Origin of the sequence: Mycobacterium sp. IS-1590 (genome assembly GCF_001500025.1) — a bacterium.
In the GTDB taxonomy this organism is placed as follows: Bacteria; Actinomycetota; Actinomycetes; order Mycobacteriales; family Mycobacteriaceae; genus Mycobacterium.
The window spans coordinates 26795-45376 of the sequence record NZ_LQIW01000005.1; the positions used below are offsets into that span (position 1 = coordinate 26795).

Below are 18582 nucleotides of genomic sequence, written 5' to 3' on the forward strand. Positions count from 1 at the left end.
AGTCTGTCACGACGTCGGCACGACACCGACCACCGCAACCGCGGTCAGTGCGCGCCGATAACGATGGAACGTCTTGCGCATACCGATGACCCGTTTGCGCGCCGCGGGCCTGACGATCAGGTTGCCGACGATGCGCAATGCGCCGGTGAACCCCTCGTCGGCCAGCACCCGCGCCGGGTTGAGCAGCGCCATCTTCGCGTGGTCCACGGCCATGACCTCGAACCCGGCCTCGGTCAGCAGCGCCACCCATTCCGACGTCGTCAGGGGCCGCGCGTTGACCTTGATCGCACGCGCCATGTCGCGCCGGATCTCGTCCTTGGTGTCCTGCGGGAGGTCATCGGGCTGTAGACCCAGTTCGTGGATCGCGTAGCGCCCGCCGGGCCGCAGCACGCGGAAGGCCTCGGCAACGATCGCACGCTTGTCGCGGTCGCCCTGCATCGTCAGCATCGCCTCACCGATCACCACATCGGCACTGCCCGAGGGTAATCCGGTCTCTGCGGCGTTGGCGACCACGACCTTGCCGTCGACGGGCGCGACGACGGCGCGCACCGTCTCACTGGTGGCTGCGGTGTCGTCGACACCGACATAGGAGCGCGGTTGTCGGGCGACAATGTCGGTGGCGGTGCGGCCCAGTCCCGGACCGAGTTCGACGACGTCGGCCCCGGTGACTTTGGCGGAAGCGAGCAGCCGGCTGGTCAGCTCGAGACCGCCGGGCCGCAGCACCCGCTTGCCCAGCCGGGCCAGCAGCCAGTGGCCGGGCAGGTCGGCGTCGGACCGCTGCGCGAGCGGGAGTGATTCTTTGCCTGTCATCTTCGGATTGTCCTTCCCACGGCGGCGATCACGAAGATCGCCGAAAAAACTGAGCATGCGTAGAGCAGCGCACCGGTCTGGCCCCACGGCGGCGTGAGCACGGTGTCTTGTCCGGTGGCGTATACCGCGTTCAGAAGGGGCATGTACCGCTGGAGCGTCGCTCCGCTCGGTAGGTATCCGGCCGCGGTCTCGGCGACGAACGCCCACAGCAGGATGCCGCCCACCGCGGCGAGCGGCGAGCGGGTGAGGGCCCCGACTCCCACACCCGCTCCCGCCGCGAACAGCGCCAGCACCGGCACCGTCCACAACAGCCGCAGCCCGACATCGTCGGTCAGCGACACCGGTCCATAAACCATCGGCGCCACGGCAGGCAGACCCGCGAGCACCACGATCAGGGTTACGACGGCCACGAGTATGCCCAAGACACCGTAGAACGCCCACCGGCCGAGCAACACCGGCCAGGTGCGCGGCATGGCGAGGCGTACGTGTTCGCCTGCGCCGTAACGACTTTCAGCGGCCTGGCCGTCGGCTCCTGCGACGGCCACCAGCGCGACGGTGATTGTGATGACCCAGTACGCGGCGTTCGAAGTCGTGACCTGCAGTACCGAGATCTGGCCGGGGATCCGCGCGAACGACTCCGCGACGAGCGCGATGCCGAACGTGATCACCACCGGGACGATCACCGCCGCGGGCGTCACCACCGTCCACAGCCGACTGCGCCCTCCGGTGCGGATGGCCTCGGCGCGCGCGCTGCGCGCGACCGCGACGGTGCTCACGCGCACTCCAGCAGGGTGGCCTCGAGCCACTCCCGGGCGTCGGCGCCGGTGGGGGTCAGCTGCGCCAGCTCGCCGGCAGCCTGCATCCGACCGCGACTGAGCACGGCGACGTGATCGGCGGTCAGCGCCACTTCGCCGAGCAGATGGGTGGCGACGACGACCGTGCGGCCCTGATCGGCGAGCCGACGAAGCAGGGATCGGAACCAGACGATGCCGGGAACGTCGAGCCCGTTGAGGGGTTCGTCGAACAGCAGCGTCTTCGGGTCGGCCAGCAGGGTGGCCGCGATGGCCACGCGCTGGCGCAGGCCGAGGGACAGCCGGTCGATGCGCGTCGACCGGTAGGCGCGCAGGTCGGCCTCGCCGAGAACCTCGTCAAGGCGGGTGCCGTCGATACCCGAAAGTGCTGCGAGCCACGACAAATAGCGTCGCACGGTGTGACGGGGGTCCATGCAGGCCGGACCCAGATGAAATCCCAGCACGCGTGGGTCGTGGCCGGGGCGCTGCCCGCAGACCGCGATCGTTCCGCTGTCGGGACGGGTCAGCCCGGCGAGCACGCGCAGCAGAGTGGTCTTGCCGGCGCCGTTGAGCCCGAGGAGCGCGGTGACGGATCCGGCGGGAAAGGTGACGGTGACGTCGTCGATGGCGCGGTGAGGGCCGAACGACTTGGTCAATCCAACGACTTCGATCACGCGGACATCATTCGAAATTGCAGGGGATGGGCAGGCCGAGGGTCTTGATGCCGTTGCACAGCGACTTGCTGGCCAGCTTCCACCGACCGTCGATCCGGCGCCATTCGGCTTCCACGCGCACGGTCGGCGCCCCCTGCCTGCTGGCGTTGATGATCGCGGTGTGGCGGTCACCGTCGTGGGTTTCGGGACCGGTCACCTGGCTCGATCCGCGAGGCGGGCGGAAGAAGCCGATCCGGTAGACCATCTTCGGCACGACCACCGCGCGGCTGCCGCCCTCGAGTTGAGCGGCCTTCACCTCGTCCGGCGCCGGAGTCCCGACCAGCAGCCGAATCTGAGCATCGAGTTCGGCCAGGGTCGGGATCTCGGAGGTGATCGCGAACTCATGCTCCGGTAGGGGCTGGGCATGCGCCGTTGGGGCAAACGAGGCTGCGGCGACCACCGTTGTCGCGAGAACGCACAGGCGCCTGAGCATCAACCGGACTCCTATTTAGAGGAAATCTTTCCGGTTAATGTAGATCCGAATACAAGCTGAGGCAAGCCTTACCTCTTCCCCGCATCCCCTACTTGTCGGCGGTGCCATTCCCTGATCGGGGCCCTGCGGATGGCGGTGCCTCCCCCGTTTCCTGAGACGTCCCTGCGCTGCAGGCTCATCCGCATGACCATCACACGACTCCTGAGCACGGTCGCAACGACGCTCGGCGTCGCCCTCGGAATGGCCGCGACGGCCGGCGCGGCCCCCGTCAGCGACGACTTCTGGGAATGCGCGGCCGACCACCAGGACACCGACGGTCTCGGCGTGTGCTGCGTGTTCTACGGCGGTGACTACGACGAGAAAACCGGCGAATGCTGGATAGACCACGAAGCGAAGTCAGAGGAGGCCCAGACCGGCCCCGGCGTTCCGCCGAAGCGCCCGGCGCTGACGCGGGTGGACCGCCTGCCCATTTACGTCATGGGCTAGCGGCGTTCGCCGAGAGTCGGATCAATGCACGGTCGATCCGCACACAGCGTGTCTCAACCCGACACTCGGCGGGGCGGTCCTACAGCATGCAGGACACGCAACCCTCGACTTCGGTTCCCTCCAAAGCCATCTGGCGCAACCGGATGTAGTACAGCGTCTTGATGCCCTTGCGCCAGGCGTAGATCTGCGCCTTGTTCACGTCGCGCGTGGTGGCCGTGTCCTTGAAGAACAACGTCAGGCTCAAGCCCTGGTCCACATGCTGTGTGGCCGCGGCGTAGGTGTCGATGACCTTCTCGTAGCCGATCTCGTACGCGTCCTGGAAGTACTCCAGGTTGTCGTTGGTCATGTAGGGCGCCGGGTAGTAGACGCGGCCGATCTTGCCTTCCTTGCGGATCTCGACCTTGCTGGCGATCGGGTGGATCGAGCTGGTCGAGTGGTTGATGTAGCTGATCGACCCCGTCGGCGGCACCGCCTGCAGGTTCTGGTTGTAGATGCCGTGCTGTTGCACCGACTCCTTGAGCCGCTTCCAGTCCTCCTGATCGGGGATCCGGATGTCGGCATCGGCGAAGAGCGCACGGACCTTGTCGGTCTTGGGCTCCCACACCTGCTCGGTGTACTTGTCGAAGAACTCCCCCGACGCGTACTTGGACTTCTCGAAGCCCTTGAACGCCGTACCCCGTTCGATCGCAATGCGATTCGATGCCCGCAGCGCGTGATAGAGCACCGTGTAGAAGTAGATGTTGGTGAAATCGACACCCTCTTCGGACCCGTAGAAGATCCGCTCACGGGCCAGGTACCCGTGCAGGTTCATCTGGCCGAGACCGATCGCGTGAGACTCGTTGTTGCCCTGCTCGATCGACGGCACCGAGGTGATGTGGGTCTGATCGCTCACCGCGGTCAGCGCACGGATGGCCACCTCGATCGTCTGGGCGAAGTCCGGTGAGTCCATCGCCTTGGCGATGTTCAACGACCCCAGGTTGCACGAGATGTCCTTGCCGATCTTCTTGTAGGACAAGTCCTCGTTGAACTCCGAGGGCGTGGACACCTGCAGGATCTCCGAGCACAGGTTCGAGTGGGTGATCTTGCCGTCGATCGGGTTCGACCGGTTCACCGTGTCCTCGAACATGATGTAGGGGTAGCCCGACTCGAACTGCAGCTCGGCCAGCGTCTGGAAGAACTCGCGCGCCTTGATCTTCGTCTTGCGGATTCGGCTGTCGTCGACCATCTCGTAGTACTTCTCGGTGACCGAGATGTCGGCGAACGGCAAACCGTAGACCCGTTCGACGTCGTACGGCGAGAACAGGTACATGTCCTCGTTCTTCTTGGCCAGCTCGAAGGTGATGTCGGGGATCACCACGCCCAGGCTCAGCGTCTTGATCCGGATCTTCTCGTCGGCGTTCTCGCGCTTGGTGTCGAGGAACCGGTAGATGTCGGGATGGTGGGCGTGCAGGTAAACCGCACCGGCACCCTGGCGGGCACCGAGCTGGTTGGCGTAGGAGAACGAGTCCTCCAGCAGCTTCATGATCGGGATGACGCCCGAGCTCTGGTTCTCGATGTTCTTGATCGGTGCGCCGTGCTCACGAATGTTGGTCAGCAGCAACGCGACTCCGCCACCGCGCTTGGACAGCTGCAGCGCCGAGTTGATCGAGCGCCCGATCGACTCCATGTTGTCCTCGATGCGAAGGAGGAAGCACGAAACCGGCTCTCCCCGTTGCTTCTTCCCTGAATTCAGGAAAGTCGGCGTGGCCGGCTGGAAACGGCCGTCGATGATCTCGTCGACAAGCTTCTCGGCCAGGGTGGTGTCGCCGGCCGCCAAGGTGAGCGCCACCATCACCACGCGGTCCTCGAAGCGCTCCAGGTACCGCTTCCCGTCGAAGGTCTTCAGCGTGTAGGAGGTGTAGTATTTGAACGCGCCGAGGAACGTCGGGAACCGAAACTTCTTGGCGTACGCCCGATCCAGCAGCGTCTTGACGAAGTTACGCGAGTACTGGTCGAGCACCTCACGCTCGTAGTACTCCTTCTGGATCAGGTAGTCGAGTTTCTCGTCCTGATTGTGGAAGAAGACCGTGTTCTGGTTGACGTGCTGCAGAAAGTACTCACGCGCGGCGAGTACATCCTTGTCGAACTGAATCTTGCCGTCGGCGTCGTACAGATTCAGCATCGCGTTGAGCGCGTGATAGTCCGTCTCGCCGGGCAGCGTGGCCGGCGCGGACGTTACAGGCTCTGCAGCTGTGACGGTTGGTGACACGTCTGGTCCTTCCAAAAGTCTTCCAAACCCGAACGGACGGCGGCGACGTCGTCCGGGGTTCCCATCAGTTCGAAGCGGTACAGGTACGGGACGCCGCACTTGCGTGACACGACATTGCCCGCATAGGCGAACTCGGCGCCGAAGTTGTTGTTGCCCGCCGCGATCACGCCGCGGATCAACGACCGGTTGTGTTCGTTGTTGAGGAAAGCGATGACCTGCTTGGGCACATAGCCGCCGTCGTTGATGTCCGGTGTGGCCCGCCCACCGCCGTAGGTGGGCAGGACCAACACATAGGGCTCGTCGACCTCGATGCGCCCGTGCAGCGGAATCCGGATGGCGGGCAGGCCCAGCTTCTCGACGAAGCGATGGGTGTTCTCCGAGACGCTGGAGAAGTACACGAGGTTGCTCACGCGTTCCCCCTTTCTGCCCGTCGAGTACCCCTGAGCCGTCTAAGCCGTCGCTGCGACCGCTCCGAGCGCCTTGATGCGGTCGGGGCGGAAGCCCGACCAGTGCTCGCTGCCGGCCACGACGACCGGGGCCTGCAGGTAACCCAACGCCATCACGTAGTCGCGGGCTTCGCTGTCGAGGCTGATGTCGACGGTCTCGTAGGCGATGCCCTGCTTGTCCAACGCCTTGTAGGTCGCGTTGCACTGCACGCAGGCGGGCTTCGTATACACGGTGATCGATTGCTGAGTCATCTGCGGTACGGCTCCTCTACAACTGGCCCTGCATGCTGGCTGGCAACTGGTCGGACACTTCTTGTTGCCGAGATTCATCGAATTTCAGCAGCCCGAAGACCCGGAAAATTCCTGCCGTCCGAGGCCACCGCCGGTGTGTCTGGGAAAACCCATACAACCGGGTCCGGGGGCTCCGGCCGACCCTCGGAAGGTTTGGGAATCGTGGGGCCTGTCGGTGCTCGAAACACTACACCTAGTGTCCGACAATGCGAAGGAATACCAGATGTTCTGAATAACAATTTTGGAATTCCCAGGTCGTAAGCTGTTGGGGCCGGCGCGCCACGGCGTGTCGCACGTCACATTGGGGGCGTGTCGCGCACGCCGAGCCAGAAGTGGTGGGCGATGCGGTAGATATAGCAGCCGGGACCGACAACGGGGCCCAGCGCTTCGCGCCACCAGCAAACTCGACGGCCGGCCCTCCGACCCGGGTTCAGCGTCCTGTGCGCGCCAACGGGTCAGCCGACTTCGGCGACCAGTTTCCCGATGACATCGCGCAGGTTCGCGGCTACCTCGGCGTTCTCCCGCGGATGCCTCCCGTCGAACGCCTTGCTCTGCACCGACAACTCGAGATCCTCGATGACCCGCGGGCCGGCGATGGCGAAGCTCTTACGCGTCTCATCATGTGCCCACCGACCGCCGTACCGCCCCAGCGCCGCACCGACGACCGCGAGCGGCTTGCCCTGAAGCGCGCTGTTGCCGTACGGCCGCGACAGCCAGTCGATCGCGTTCTTGAGCACGCCCGGGATGCTGCCGTTGTACTCAGGTGTGACGACCAGGGCGGCGTCTGCCCCGGCGGCTGCCCGGCGCAGCGCCGCCACAGGTTCGGCCAGGCCGTCCTCGTTGTCGATGTCCTCGTTGTAGAACGGCAACTCGCCCAGCCTGTCGAAAAAGTCGAGACGAACACCGTCGGGAGCGCTTTCCAGCGCGAGTTCGACCAACTGCCGGTTGATCGACGCCGCTCGCAGACTGCCCAGCAACACCAGCACGTTCACTTTCGCGGTGTCCGACAACTTTTCTATCCTTCCGTCGTCGGTGGAGATTCTCGCATCCTCTAACCGGACTGCGGTCCGAATAATTCCGGTTGAACTAAACTGCTGACATGGCCGCTCCTCGCCCGCTCAACGAGCTGCCGGTCACCGACCAGACACCCCACGAACGCGGGGACGCTGCGCGCAACCGCACTTTGCTTCTGGACGCGGCACGACGGCTGATCGCCGCGCGCGGTGCCGACGCCGTCACCACCGACGACATCGCCGCCGCGGCGGGAGTCGGCAAGGGCACTCTGTTCCGTCGGTTCGGAAGCCGCGCGGGGTTGATGATCGTCCTGCTCGACGAGGACGAGAAAGCACATCAGGAAGCGTTTCTCTTCGGTCCGCCGCCGCTGGGGCCCGGCGCGCCGCCGCTCGAGCGGCTGCTCGCCTACGGGCGAGATCGCCTGGCATTCGTGCACAAACATCAGGCACTGCTGTCCGATGCCAATCGGGACCCCCAGACGCGGTTCAACGCCCCCGCGACGCTGCACCATCGCCACGTTCGGGTCTTGTTGGAGTCCGCGGCCACGACCGGTGACCTCGATGCGCAGGCCGCCGCGCTTCTGGCATTACTCGACGCGGACTATGTGCAGCATCAGCTCCAGGAGCGCGGCGCGACGATCGAGTCGCTCGGTGATGCGTGGGAGTCGGTGGCGCGCAAGCTGTGCGGCCAATGAGCGTTCAATGAGACGCTGGGTCCTGCACGTCGATCTCGACCAGTTCCAGGCCGCAGTCGAGATCCGCCGCAACCCGCAACTGGCCGGGCTGCCGATCGTCGTCGGCGGCAACGGTGACCCGAACGAGCCTCGCAAGGTCGTCACGTGCGCGTCGTATCCGGCCAGGGCCTACGGCGTGCGGGCGGGCATGCCACTGCGCACCGCAGCCCGCAAATGCCCGGATGCGACGTTTCTCCCACTGGACACCGATGCCTACGACGAGGCCTCCGAGGAGGTCATGGGCTTGCTGCGCGACTTCGGACATCCCGTGGAGGTGTGGGGCTGGGACGAGGCCTACGTCGGCGCCGACCTGGACGACTCGCAGGGCCCGTTCGAGTTCGCCCAGCGGATCCGCGAGGTGATCGCCGCCGCAACGGGCCTGTCGTGCTCGGTCGGCATCAGCGACAACAAGCAACGCGCCAAGGTGGCGACCGGCTTCGGCAAGCCGGGACGCGAACCAGGTGAGTCGGCGGGCGTGTATCAACTCACCGACGACAACTGGATGGCGGTGATGGGCGACCGGGAGGTCGACGCGCTCTGGGGAATCGGCCCCAAAACGGCGAAGAAGCTCGCCGCGATGGGTATCGGCACCGTGGCCGATCTCGCCGGCACCGACCCGACCGTGCTCACCCAGGCTTTCGGGCCGACGACCGGGCTGTGGATCCTGCTGCTTGCCAAGGGCGGCGGAGACGCCGACGTGAGCGCCGCGCCATGGGTGCCGCGCTCGCGCAGCCACGTCATCACCTTCCCGCGTGATCTGACCGAGCGCGACGAGATGAACTCCGCGGTCGTCGATCTGGCACGCCAGACGCTGACCGAGATCATCGAACAGAATCGGGTCGTCACCCGGGTGGCGGTGACGGTGCGGACCAAGACCTTCTACACGAGAACCAAGATCCGCAAACTCCCCGAGCCCACGGTGAACGAGAACGTCGTCACGCAAACGGCTCTCGACGTACTGGCCCAATTCGAACTCGACCGGCCCATCCGGTTGCTGGGTGTGCGACTCGAACTTGCTCCACCGGAGGGTGGGTACTGAGGGTGCTCACCACGGTCGCCATCCGGGGTTACCGCTCGCTGCGCGAGATCGTGCTACCGCTCGCACGGCTCACCGTCGTCACCGGCGCCAACGGAACGGGTAAGTCGTCACTGTATCGGGCGATGCGCTTGCTCGCCGACTGCGGCCGCGGAGAGGTGATCGGATCGCTGGCCCGCGAGGGCGGACTGCAGTCGGTTCTGTGGGCGGGCCCTGAACATCTCGGCGGCGCACGCCGCACCGGACGGGCGCAAGGGACAACGCGCACCGGTCCGGTGTCACTCGAAATGGGCTTTGCCGCAGATGACTTCGGCTACCTCGTCGACCTCGGGCTGCCTCAGATGGCGGGACCTGAATCGCTGTTCTCGCTCGACCCGGAGATCAAACGTGAGGCGGTGTTCGCCGGGCCCGTCATGCGCACCAGTTCGACCCTGGTGCGGCGAACCCGCGACTACGTCGAGGCGAGGGGCGAAAACGGGCGCGGATTCGACAAGGTGACGCAAGCACTTCCCGCCTACCGCAGCGTGCTCGCCGAATTTGCCCATCCCGGCACGCATCCCGAGCTTGCCGCGGTGCGGGACCGGTTGCGTGACTGGCGGTTCTACGACGGCTTTCGCGTCGACGCCGCAGCGCCCGCGCGACAACGCACCGCGGGGACCCGCACGCCCGTGCTCTCCGACGACGGCAGCGACGTGGCCGCCGCGATCCAGACCATCATCGAGGCCGGCCACGACGACCTCCAACGGGCCATCGCCGACGCCTTCGACGGTGCGACGGTGACGATTTCGGTGGACGACGGACTTTTCGATCTACAGCTGCGGCAGCCGGGTATGCTCCGCCCGCTGCGGGGCGCCGAATTGTCCGATGGCACACTGCGATTCCTTCTGTGGGCCGCGGCGCTGCTGAGCCCGCGGCCGCCGTCGCTGATGGTGCTCAACGAACCGGAGACGTCCTTGCACCCGGACCTGGTGGGCCCGCTGGCGTCGTTGATCCGCGCCGCCGCCGACACCACACAGGTCGTCGTCGTCACCCATGCCAAAGCCCTGCTCGAGCATCTCGACACGGTCCCCGTCGGCGAGGACCACGAGATACCAGCCGCTGTGGAGGTCCCGTTGTACAAGGACCTCGGCGAGACCAGGGTCGAGGGCCTCGGCATGCTCACCGCCCCGCCGTGGGACTGGGGTAAGCGCTAACCGCGGTGTGCCGAGGGCCGCAGCGCCTTGGTGAACAACACGTTCGCCTGACGCATCGCGACGCTGTACGGCCACCACATGGTGCGCTTGAACAGATACAGCGCCCGGATGTCGGTCGAGGTGTAGATCAGGAACCGGTTGCGGCGCACGCCCTTGAGGATGCACTCGGCGGCGCGCTCGGGTGAGACCGCATGCCCGCTGAAGCGGTCGGTCCACTTCTTCACCCGCGGGTCTTCACGGTCCACTCCGGCGATCTGAACCGTCTGCACCAGAGGCGTTTTCACCGCCCCGGGAACCACCACCGACACCCCGATGCGGTGTCGGGCCAGGTCGAAGCGCAGCACCTCGGACATCCCTCGCAGCCCGAACTTGCTCGCGCTGTAGGCCGCATGCCAGGGCAGCGCGACCAACCCGGCCGCCGAGGACACGTTGACGATGTGACCGCCCGTGCCGGCCGCGACCATGCGCGGCACGAACGCCTCGATGACGTGGATCGGCCCCATCAGGTTGATGTCGACCATGGACTTCCAATGTTGGTGGGTCAGCGTCGAGACCGTGCCCCACGCCGACACCCCGGCGATGTTCATCACGATGTCCATCGCGGGGTGGCGCGAATGGATGTCGTCGGCGAACGCGACCACCGCGTCGTAGTCGGAGATGTCCAGCGCGCGGTACTCGGCCACTTCGGCGCCCAGGGCGCGCGCGTCGGCGACGGTCTTCTCCAGACCCTCGGCGTCGCGGTCGGTCAGATAGAGCTCGGCGCCCTCGGCGGCCAGCTTCAACGCGGTCGCGCGGCCGATGCCGCTGGCAGCCCCGGTCAGGAAACAACGCTTGTTCGCATACCCGGTGTGCGCCATGGCGGTGAGGATACTGACTGACCCTCGCCTTAACGTTGTCCGGATGGCGCGATGTGCCCCCAGAACGCCGCCACCCACAGCCGCTCGAGGGTGTCGACGGCCCGGCGGGGGTCGATGCCGCGGCCGACGAACGTGCTGTCGTGCGTCAGCGTCATCGTCGTCGTCGCCGCCAGTGTCCGCACGAGTGCGGGCAGGTCACCGGAGATCGGGCGCGCGTCGGCGTCGTTCTCGAGCAGCGCGATCAGCTTGTCGATGATGCCGTCGTAGAAGTCGTCCATCATCTCGCGGATCTTGGCGTCGGTGTTGCGGGCCACCGCACACGCCGTCAGCACCGGGTCGTCGTTGGCGTACACCGCCGCCGCGCTGCCCACCATCCGTTTCGCGAACGCCTCCGGCGTCTCCCCCGGCTCCCGGGGCGCGAAGTGGTGGGTGAGGCTGTCGAGCATCTCGCCCGCGCCCGCGAGGATCTCGGCGAGCACCGCGTACTTGGAATCGAAGTAGAAGTAGAACCCGGAGCGGGCGACCCCGGCGTGTTCGCTGATCGCGCTGACGGACAGGTCCGCGAACGGTTGTTCCTGAACCAACTCGCGCACCGCGTTGAGGATCGCGTCGCGCTGCCGGTCACCACGGCTGCGACGCGTCTGCGATGCTGGTTGAGCGCTCATCGCCCTAGACCTTCGCACCGCGGCGCGCCAGAACAAAACTTGACATGCGTCAAGTCTGCCATCCAGGATGGTGATCAGAGTGACAACGGCCACATTCTTTTGCATCAGGAGCTTGTGAATGACCGCGACGATCAGCACCCCGGATTATCTGCTCGACCAGGCCAAGCGGCGGCTCACACCGTCGTTCAACAACTTCCCGGGCATGGGACTTTTAGAGCGCAAGCTGCTCGACACGGATTTCCCGCAGAAGCCGATGGCCACCCCACCGGCGGGCAGCGATCTCAAGCCGGTGATCGGCGACGCCGGTCTGCCGATCATCGGGCACATGATCGAGATGTTCCGCGGCGGGCCCGACTACCTGCTGCACGTCTACCGCAAGTACGGCCCGCTGTACTACGCCGACTCGCCGGCGCTGCCCGCCGTCGCGGCGCTCGGCCCCGACGCCGCGCAGGCCGTCTACTCCAACCGCAACAAGGACTTCTCCCAGCAGGGCTGGGTTCCGGTGATCGGGCCGTTCTTCCATCGCGGCCTGATGCTGCTCGACTTCGAGGAGCACATGTTCCACCGCCGCATCATGCAGGAGGCGTTCGTGCGCACCCGCCTGGTCGGCTACCAGGAGCAGGTGGACAAAGTGGTGTCGCAGGTGATCGTCAACGACTGGGTGGTCAACGACGGCCGTTTCCTGATGTACCCGGCGATGAAGGAACTGACCCTCGACATCGCCTCGATGGTGTTCATGGGCCACGAACCCGGCTCCGACAAGGAACTGGTGACCAAGGTCAACCAGGCGTTCACCACCACGACCCGCGCCGGCAACGCCATCATCCGCAAACCCGTGCGCCCGTTCACCTGGTGGCGCGGCATGCAGGCCCGCAAGCTGCTCGAGGACTACTTCGAGGAGCGCGTCAAGGAACGCCGCGGCAAGGACGGCTCGGATCTGTTGACGGTGCTGTGCCACACCGAGGACGAGGACGGCAACAAGTTCTCCGACGAGGACATCGTCAACCACATGATCTTCCTGATGATGGCCGCCCATGACACGTCGACCTCCACCGCCACGACGATGATCTACCACCTGGCCAAGCACCCCGAGTGGCAGGAACGCTGCCGCGAGGAGTCCGACCGCCTCGGCGACGGGCCGGCCGACATCGAGTCCCTCGAAAAGCTCGAGTCGCTCGACCTGGTGATGAACGAGTCGATCCGCCTGGTCACCCCGGTGCAGTGGGCCATGCGTCAAACGGTGCGCGACACCGAGCTGCTGGGCTACTACCTGCCCAAGGGCACCAACGTGATCGCCTACCCGGGGATGAACCACCGTCTCGAGGAGTTCTACCCCGAGCCGATGAAGTTCGACCCGTTGCGGTTCACCGAGCCGCGCAACGAGCACAAGCAGCACCGCTACGCGTTCAGCCCCTTCGGCGGCGGCGCGCACAAGTGCATCGGCATGACCTTCGGCCAGCTGGAGGTCAAGACGATCCTGCACCGGCTGCTGCGTAAGTACCGGCTCGAACTGCCCCGCCCGGACTACACGACCGAATGGGATTACGGCGGCATGCCGGTGCCCAAGGACGGCATGCACATCGTGCTGCGCCCGCTGCACTGAGCCTGGTTGCCGCGCAATCGCATTCCGGCAGCGAAAGGTCGAGTGACGGCCTGCGGAAATGCCCTTTCGCGGACCAGGGCGCGATCAGTCAGCGATCAGGACGCCGCCAGTAAGCGGTTCGCACAAGCGATGACCGCGCTCAACGCCGATTGCGTCGCGTCCTCGGACAGCCCCATCGCCCACTCCGACTTCAGCCCGTCGGAGCCGTGGATGAACGTGGCGGTGCGCTCACCGGCTTGCACCTGGTGAAACGCGGTCATCTCCACCGAGATGCCGCGGTCGTAGAGCATCGAGGTCAGCGCGGCGACGGGACCCTGCGCCGCCGCTGACGTCGTGCAGATCCGGTCTCCGATGGCCAGCGTCGCCTGATAGTTGCGTGGCCCCAGCCGGGTGGCGGGACGATCGCCGTCGGCGCAGCTCCAGTTGCCCAACCTCAGGGGTCCCGAAGTGGGCGCGTACTCGGCGAGAAACGTTTCGAAGGACATCGCGTCGGCCTCCTCGCGCAGACCGCGGGGCGGCGGGGCGTCCAGATAGGCCGCGAACGCCGACGGTGCGCTGGTAGCGGATTCTGTTGCAGAGGTCATGTGCCGGCCTTTTCTTCGAAGAGAAGCGACCGACTACGTAGCGACGACCCACAGCGAGGGGTCGGTCAGATCAGACCCCGCTGCGGGTTGCTACTACGAGTCGCCTCGGCACGCGTTCGATCGTAGACAACCACCGACGGGGCCGCAAAGGAAAACCTGTTCGCAAACTGACTCCGGGTCCTTCGCGTTCCGACTGTCTTTCTGCCGGACGCTTTGAAAAGGTGTGATCCTACTTCTGGTGTCCCGATGACCTGGGGGGATGAGTTGCGAAGCGAGGGGAAAGGCAACCGCGTCGCGTTCAGCGCGACCGACATATCCACATCCGCCGGCGAACGCGTGGGCTCGTTCCGCTACTTCCGCGCGGAGGACCGCTGGGAGTGGTCCGACACGGTCGCCCGGATGCACGGCTATCCGCCCGGGGAGGCCGCGCCCAGCACCTCACTGGTGCTCTCGCACAAGCACCCCGACGATGCGGCCAGTGTCGCGCTGCTGATCGAGACGGTGACCGGCCAGGGCCGGCCGTTCAGCAGCCGCCACCGCATCATCGACACCCACGGCGACGTCCACCCCGTTCTCGTCATCGGGGAACGCATGCGAGACGACGACGGCGAAGTCATCGGCACCCAGGGCCTGTACGTGGATCTGAGCAACGTCGATGACACGGGGACGGTCGACGCCGCCGTCGCCGACTTCACCGAGCACCGGGCGATCATCGAACAGGCCAAAGGCGTGCTGATGATGACGTATGCCATCACGGCCGAGCGGGCCTTCGACATTCTCGTGTGGCGCTCCCAGGAGACCAACACCAAACTGCGCGTGCTGGCCTCGCAGCTCGTCGACGATTTCACCGCCGAGCTGAAAGTGCCCGATGAGGTTCGCCAGCGGGCCGACCATCTGCTGCTCACGTCGCATCGGCGGATCAGGTGCTCGGGCGGCGAGCGCAGCAACGCCTGCTGAAGGCCGAGCCGAGCGAGGCACATCACAGCGCTTCGAATCTTCGATCCGCACGCCCTGGCCGTAGCGTGACCTTCGATGACGTGGGCCCTGCTGTTCGCCGCCGGCGTTCTCGGCGGGCTCACCGGCAGCATCGCCGGGCTGGCGTCGGTGGCCACCTATCCCGCGCTGCTGCTCTTCGGGTTGCCTCCAGTGACCGCCAACGTGACCAACACCGTGGCGCTGGTGTTCAACGGCATCGGCTCGGTGTTGGGTTCGCGTCCCGAACTCACGGGGCAAGGCCGGTGGATTCTGCGCACCGCGCCGATCGCGGTGTTCGGCGGCCTGGCCGGCGCCGCGCTGTTGCTCACCACACCCGCCGAGGGCTTCGAGAGGTCCGTGCCGATTCTGCTCGGCGTCGCCTCGGTCGCGATCCTGTTGCCCCGTCGGGCTCCGCGTGACGAACCGAGCGCGGGGCGTCGCCGTGCGGCGGTGGTCATCGAGGCGACCGCTGTGTTCTTGATCTGTATTTATGGCGGCTACTTCGGCGCGGCCGCGGGCGTGCTGCTGCTGGCGCTCCTCCTGCGCACCGGCCACGCGTCGCTCGCGGAGGCCAACGCGGGCAAGAACGTGATCCTCGGTGTGGCCAACCTCGTGGCGGCCGTGGTCTTCGCGGTGCTGGCGCCGGTGCAGTGGGGGGCGGTGTTGGTGCTGGGCCTGGGGTGTCTGATCGGGTCCCGGCTCGGGCCGGTGGTCGTGCGGCATGCACCCGCGGGGCCGCTTCGGGTGGCGATCGGCGCGGCCGGCGTGGCGCTGGCTGTTCAGCTGGCGTTCGATACCTACACCTAGATCTCGAAGGGGCTGTCGCCCTTGCTCACCCGGGTGCCGAGGTCGATGAGGTTCTGGGCGTTGGCATGCAGCCGCTCCCCCGCGTCCCGGCTGGCCTGACCGACCAGGAACCGCGACCACGTGCCTTCGATGACGATCCCGAGCTTGAAGCACGCCATCGCGACATACCAATCCAGACTTGATGTTTCGCGTCCACCCGCCTGGAGATAGGCCTCGAGGAGCTCCCGGCGGCTGGCGAGTCCGCCGAGCGCGGCCAATTCCGCACCCGCGGTGATCGTGTTGGTCTCCAACGGCCAGCAGATCAACATCCAGCCCAGGTCCAGCAACGGGTCGCCGATCGTGCACATCTCCCAGTCGACAAACGCCGCCACCTCGGGCTTGTCGCGACGCAGCAGCACGTTGCTCAGATGCGGATCGCCGTGCAGGACGCCCGGCCGACCCTCGGGCGGCAGGTTCGAGGCCAACCACTCGGCGAGCTCGGTCACGGCCAGCGACTCCGGGTCGTATCGGTCGTGCCGGTAGCTCTCGAGCAAGCGGAGGAACTGCGGAACCTGGCGCTCCAGGAAGGATCCGGGGCGTTTGAGCTCGGCCAGCGGGCTGCCCTCCCATTCGACCTGCCCGAGCGCGGCCAGGCTCGCCGCGTACGACAGCCCCACCTGATGACGCATCGCGGGATCGCGCACATATGCCTCGGACATGTCGTCGCCGGGGTTGAAGCCGTCGACCACTTCCATCAGGTAGAAGACGACGCCGAGGACGCTGAGATCCTCACAGCCGGCGATGAATCCGGGGTGGGGCACCGGTGTTCCCGCCAATGTCCGCAACGCCGCGATCTCGCGCAGCATCGTCTTGTCGCTCGTCGGCCGCGGGTGCGCCGGCGGCCGGCGAAGCACCATCGGCCGGTCGTCGATGCGCAACCGCACCACGATGTTCTGCGTCCCACCGGTCAGTGGTTCGACATCGCTGACCGTCGTCCCGAGACCCTGCGTGCGCACCCACTTCTGCAGTGCGGCCTGGTCGTCCTGGCTCAGTGTCGGGAGTTGTTGCGCGTCGTCGGGCATGCAGTCATCGTGTCAGGTCGACCGCGTGAGCGGCACGGGAGTCAGCCTTCGCAGAGGCCGTCGGCGCGCTCAGTCCAGGATCCGCCGTGCCACGTTCGTCGTCACCAGGTCCAACAACTCGTCTGCCCGGCCCGCCAGGATTGTCCTGATCGCGTACAGCGAGAAGCCTTTGGCCTGCTCGGCGGTGATGGTCGGCGGTATCGACAGTTCCTGTCGCGCGGTCACGACGTCCACGAGCGCGGGACCGTCGTGGGTGAAGGCGTCGGCCAAGGCCGGTTCGAGATCCGACGGCTGTTCCACGCGCCGGCCGAAAATGCCCATCGCCGTTGCGACGGCAGCGAAGTCGGGGTTGACGAGATCGGTGCCGAAGTTGACGATCCCGGCCGCCTTCATCTCCAACTCCACAAAGTTCAGCGACGAATTGTTGAAGACGACCACTTTGACAGGGAGGCGGTTCTGAATCAGCGTGACGAGTTCACCAAACAGCATCGTCAGCCCGCCGTCGCCGGCCAGGGCGACGATCTGCCGGCCGCGGTCGACGGTTTGTGCCCCGATGGCCAGCGGCAACGCGCACGCCATCGTGCCGTGATTGAACGATCCGATCAGCCGGCGGCGACCGTTCATGCTCAGATAGCGCGCCGCCCACACCACCGGCGAGCCGACATCGACGGTGAACACCGCGTCGTCGGCGGCCAGCCGATCGGCAAGTCCGGCAACGTATTCCGGTCGGATGGGCTGACGGTCACGATCGTTGACGGCCAGGTCGTCCAGTCGCTGGCGGGTTCTGCGGTAGTGCTTGAGCGATCGGTCGAGGTGTTCGCGGTCGACCTTCTGCCGCAGCAGCGGTTGCAGCGCATCGAGTGTGTCGGCAACGGTACCGACGAGCCCGAGGTCGATCGGCACGCGGCGACCGAGGTGGCGGCCGCGGATGTCGACCTGGATGACCTTGGCATGGTCGGGATAGAACTGCTGGTACGGAAAGTCGGTACCGAGCATCAGCAGGACGTCGGACTCCTTGATGGCCTTGTAGCCGGAGGCGAAACCGAGCAGCCCGGTCATACCCACGTCGAACGGGTTGTCGTATTCGATGAACTCCTTGCCCCGCAACGCATGTACCACCGGCGCGTTGAGTGTGCCCGCCGCGCGGATGAGCGCATCGTGTGCCCCCGCGACGCCGGCCCCTCCCAGGATGGTGACGGCGCGACCCTCGTTGAGGATCGCCGCCGCCTGACGCAGCGACTCGTCGTCGGGACGCACGATGGACCGCGTCGGCCGCACGCCCCGCGTGTTCCAGCTCGACGCGTCGGAACGGTGGCCGAGGATCTCACCGGGGATCACGACCACGGCGACACCGTTGTCCTCGACGGCGGCGCGCATCGCCATCTCGACGATGCGCGGCGCCATCTCCGGTGTGCTGACCAGCTCGCAGTAGACGCTGCACTCGCGGAACAGGTCTTGCGGGTGCGTCTCCTGGAAATAGTCCGACCCGATCTCGGTGCGGGGGATGTGCGCGGCGATCGCGAGGACGGGCACCCGGCTGCGATGGGCGTCGAACAGGCCGTTGATGAGGTGCAGGTTGCCCGGACCGCAGCTGCCCGCACAGACCGCCAGCGTGCCGGTAAGGGCGGCGTCGGCGGCCGCGGCGAATGCAGCGGCCTCCTCGTGGCGGACGTGTTCCCAGTTGATCTGGCCCGAGCGGCGGATCGCGTCGGTGAAGCCGTTGAGGCTGTCGCCGGGCAGGCCGTAGACGCGGCGCACGCCGCTGACGCTCAAGGCCTCGATGAGGTGATCGGCGACGGTCGCCACGCCGCTAGGTTAGCGATTCGTGCACGTCTA

Annotated in this window: 20 protein-coding genes; 7 read left to right on the forward strand and 13 right to left on the reverse strand. The window is 66.3% G+C overall.

Annotated features, from left to right (window positions below):
- Positions 1-6: 6 nt before the first annotated feature.
- From AU197_RS05855 to AU197_RS05870, 4 genes are read right to left on the reverse strand one after another with little or no spacing between them, the layout of a single operon-like run.
- Positions 7-810 carry a class I SAM-dependent methyltransferase gene (locus tag AU197_RS05855; protein ID WP_064401590.1) on the reverse strand — a complete coding sequence of 268 codons (804 nt, stop codon included), beginning with the start codon at positions 808-810 and terminating at the stop codon, positions 7-9.
- The gene (locus tag AU197_RS05860) at positions 807-1586 is read right to left on the reverse strand and encodes an ABC transporter (protein ID WP_064401685.1); all 780 of its coding nucleotides are present in this window, start codon (positions 1584-1586) and stop codon (positions 807-809) included. The genes AU197_RS05855 and AU197_RS05860 overlap by 4 nt, the downstream gene beginning before the upstream one ends.
- Positions 1583-2275: an ABC transporter ATP-binding protein gene (locus tag AU197_RS05865; RefSeq protein WP_064401591.1), complete on the reverse strand. Its 693-nt coding sequence runs from the start codon at positions 2273-2275 to the stop codon at positions 1583-1585. Before AU197_RS05865 ends, AU197_RS05860 begins: the two co-directional genes overlap by 4 nt.
- A gap of 7 nt (positions 2276-2282) precedes the next feature.
- Positions 2283-2747, reverse strand: coding sequence for an MTB12 C-terminal domain-containing protein (locus tag AU197_RS05870; protein WP_064401592.1), 465 nt, complete (start codon positions 2745-2747; stop codon positions 2283-2285).
- 183 nt (positions 2748-2930) lie between these two features.
- Here AU197_RS05870 and AU197_RS05875 point away from each other — a divergent pair, with 183 nt between their 5' ends.
- Positions 2931-3233, forward strand: coding sequence for a hypothetical protein (locus AU197_RS05875; RefSeq protein WP_064401593.1), 303 nt, complete (start codon positions 2931-2933; stop codon positions 3231-3233).
- Between the two features lie 79 nt (positions 3234-3312).
- Here the strand turns inward: AU197_RS05875 and nrdE are convergent, their stop codons facing one another.
- The 4 genes from nrdE to AU197_RS05895 form a co-directional block, all read right to left on the reverse strand.
- A complete protein-coding gene (gene nrdE / locus AU197_RS05880) occupies positions 3313-5430 on the reverse strand; it encodes a class 1b ribonucleoside-diphosphate reductase subunit alpha (protein WP_197415473.1) in 2118 nt (705 codons plus the stop codon).
- Positions 5431-5447: 17 nt separating this feature from the next.
- A complete protein-coding gene (gene nrdI / locus AU197_RS05885; RefSeq protein WP_064401595.1) occupies positions 5448-5891 on the reverse strand; it encodes a class Ib ribonucleoside-diphosphate reductase assembly flavoprotein NrdI in 444 nt (147 codons plus the stop codon).
- Between the two features lie 39 nt (positions 5892-5930).
- Positions 5931-6179, reverse strand: coding sequence for a redoxin NrdH (locus AU197_RS05890; RefSeq protein ID WP_064401596.1), 249 nt, complete (start codon positions 6177-6179; stop codon positions 5931-5933).
- 494 nt (positions 6180-6673) lie between these two features.
- Positions 6674-7228: an NAD(P)H-dependent oxidoreductase gene (locus AU197_RS05895; protein WP_064401597.1), complete on the reverse strand. Its 555-nt coding sequence runs from the start codon at positions 7226-7228 to the stop codon at positions 6674-6676.
- A gap of 89 nt (positions 7229-7317) precedes the next feature.
- Between AU197_RS05895 and AU197_RS05900 the strand changes: the two genes are divergently transcribed.
- The 3 genes from AU197_RS05900 to AU197_RS05910 are packed head-to-tail and all read left to right on the forward strand — an operon-like array spanning position 7318 to position 10194.
- Positions 7318-7926: a TetR/AcrR family transcriptional regulator gene (locus tag AU197_RS05900; RefSeq protein ID WP_064401598.1), complete on the forward strand. Its 609-nt coding sequence runs from the start codon at positions 7318-7320 to the stop codon at positions 7924-7926.
- A gap of 7 nt (positions 7927-7933) precedes the next feature.
- Entirely contained in the window at positions 7934-9004 is a 1071-nt protein-coding gene (locus AU197_RS05905) for a DNA polymerase IV (protein WP_064401599.1), read from the forward strand.
- A gap of 2 nt (positions 9005-9006) precedes the next feature.
- Entirely contained in the window at positions 9007-10194 is a 1188-nt protein-coding gene (locus AU197_RS05910; protein ID WP_064401600.1) for an AAA family ATPase, read from the forward strand.
- On the opposite strand, the gene AU197_RS05915 is transcribed toward AU197_RS05910, so the two are convergent.
- Both AU197_RS05915 and AU197_RS05920 read right to left on the reverse strand, forming a co-directional pair.
- The gene (locus tag AU197_RS05915) at positions 10191-11051 is read right to left on the reverse strand and encodes an SDR family oxidoreductase (RefSeq protein WP_064401601.1); all 861 of its coding nucleotides are present in this window, start codon (positions 11049-11051) and stop codon (positions 10191-10193) included. The two genes, AU197_RS05910 and AU197_RS05915, sit on opposite strands and share 4 nt — an antisense overlap.
- A gap of 29 nt (positions 11052-11080) precedes the next feature.
- Complete coding sequence (locus AU197_RS05920; protein ID WP_064401602.1) at positions 11081-11716, reverse strand: TetR/AcrR family transcriptional regulator; 636 nt, start codon at positions 11714-11716, stop codon at positions 11081-11083.
- Positions 11717-11834: 118 nt separating this feature from the next.
- Here AU197_RS05920 and AU197_RS05925 point away from each other — a divergent pair, with 118 nt between their 5' ends.
- Positions 11835-13319, forward strand: a complete 1485-nt coding sequence (locus AU197_RS05925) for a cytochrome P450 (protein ID WP_064401603.1) — start codon at positions 11835-11837, stop codon at positions 13317-13319.
- 95 nt (positions 13320-13414) lie between these two features.
- On the opposite strand, the gene AU197_RS05930 is transcribed toward AU197_RS05925, so the two are convergent.
- Positions 13415-13903 (reverse strand): 2-isopropylmalate synthase, encoded by a 489-nt coding sequence (locus tag AU197_RS05930; protein WP_082696528.1) that lies wholly within the window; start codon positions 13901-13903, stop codon positions 13415-13417.
- A gap of 246 nt (positions 13904-14149) precedes the next feature.
- Between AU197_RS05930 and AU197_RS05935 the strand changes: the two genes are divergently transcribed.
- Both AU197_RS05935 and AU197_RS05940 read left to right on the forward strand, forming a co-directional pair.
- Complete coding sequence (locus AU197_RS05935; RefSeq protein WP_082696529.1) at positions 14150-14860, forward strand: PAS and ANTAR domain-containing protein; 711 nt, start codon at positions 14150-14152, stop codon at positions 14858-14860.
- Positions 14861-14935: 75 nt separating this feature from the next.
- Positions 14936-15685, forward strand: coding sequence for a sulfite exporter TauE/SafE family protein (locus AU197_RS05940; protein ID WP_064401604.1), 750 nt, complete (start codon positions 14936-14938; stop codon positions 15683-15685).
- On the opposite strand, the gene AU197_RS05945 is transcribed toward AU197_RS05940, so the two are convergent.
- Positions 15682-16746 carry a phosphotransferase family protein gene (locus tag AU197_RS05945; RefSeq protein WP_064401605.1) on the reverse strand — a complete coding sequence of 355 codons (1065 nt, stop codon included), beginning with the start codon at positions 16744-16746 and terminating at the stop codon, positions 15682-15684. The genes AU197_RS05940 and AU197_RS05945 overlap by 4 nt on opposite strands.
- 69 nt (positions 16747-16815) lie before the next feature.
- Complete coding sequence (poxB, locus tag AU197_RS05950; protein ID WP_064401606.1) at positions 16816-18552, reverse strand: ubiquinone-dependent pyruvate dehydrogenase; 1737 nt, start codon at positions 18550-18552, stop codon at positions 16816-16818.
- Positions 18553-18582 lie beyond the last annotated feature (30 nt).

Bases quoted from the DNA above. Each gene is read 5' to 3' on its own strand.
- AU197_RS05890 (WP_064401596.1), bottom strand. From the start codon at position 6,179: ATGACTCAGCAATCGATCACCGTGTATACGAAGCCCGCCTGCGTGCAG.
- AU197_RS05925 (WP_064401603.1), top strand. From the start codon at position 11,835: ATGACCGCGACGATCAGCACCCCGGATTATCTGCTCGACCAGGCCAAG.
- AU197_RS05900 (WP_064401598.1), top strand. From the start codon at position 7,318: ATGGCCGCTCCTCGCCCGCTCAACGAGCTGCCGGTCACCGACCAGACA.
- AU197_RS05905 (WP_064401599.1), top strand. From the start codon at position 7,934: ATGAGACGCTGGGTCCTGCACGTCGATCTCGACCAGTTCCAGGCCGCA.
- AU197_RS05940 (WP_064401604.1), top strand. From the start codon at position 14,936: ATGACGTGGGCCCTGCTGTTCGCCGCCGGCGTTCTCGGCGGGCTCACC.
- AU197_RS05930 (WP_082696528.1), bottom strand. From the start codon at position 13,903: ATGACCTCTGCAACAGAATCCGCTACCAGCGCACCGTCGGCGTTCGCG.
- AU197_RS05875 (WP_064401593.1), top strand. From the start codon at position 2,931: ATGACCATCACACGACTCCTGAGCACGGTCGCAACGACGCTCGGCGTC.
- AU197_RS05855 (WP_064401590.1), bottom strand. From the start codon at position 810: ATGACAGGCAAAGAATCACTCCCGCTCGCGCAGCGGTCCGACGCCGAC.
- AU197_RS05935 (WP_082696529.1), top strand. From the start codon at position 14,150: ATGACCTGGGGGGATGAGTTGCGAAGCGAGGGGAAAGGCAACCGCGTC.
- AU197_RS05945 (WP_064401605.1), bottom strand. From the start codon at position 16,746: ATGCCCGACGACGCGCAACAACTCCCGACACTGAGCCAGGACGACCAG.
- AU197_RS05920 (WP_064401602.1), bottom strand. From the start codon at position 11,716: ATGAGCGCTCAACCAGCATCGCAGACGCGTCGCAGCCGTGGTGACCGG.
- AU197_RS05870 (WP_064401592.1), bottom strand. From the start codon at position 2,747: ATGCTCAGGCGCCTGTGCGTTCTCGCGACAACGGTGGTCGCCGCAGCC.
- AU197_RS05915 (WP_064401601.1), bottom strand. From the start codon at position 11,051: ATGGCGCACACCGGGTATGCGAACAAGCGTTGTTTCCTGACCGGGGCT.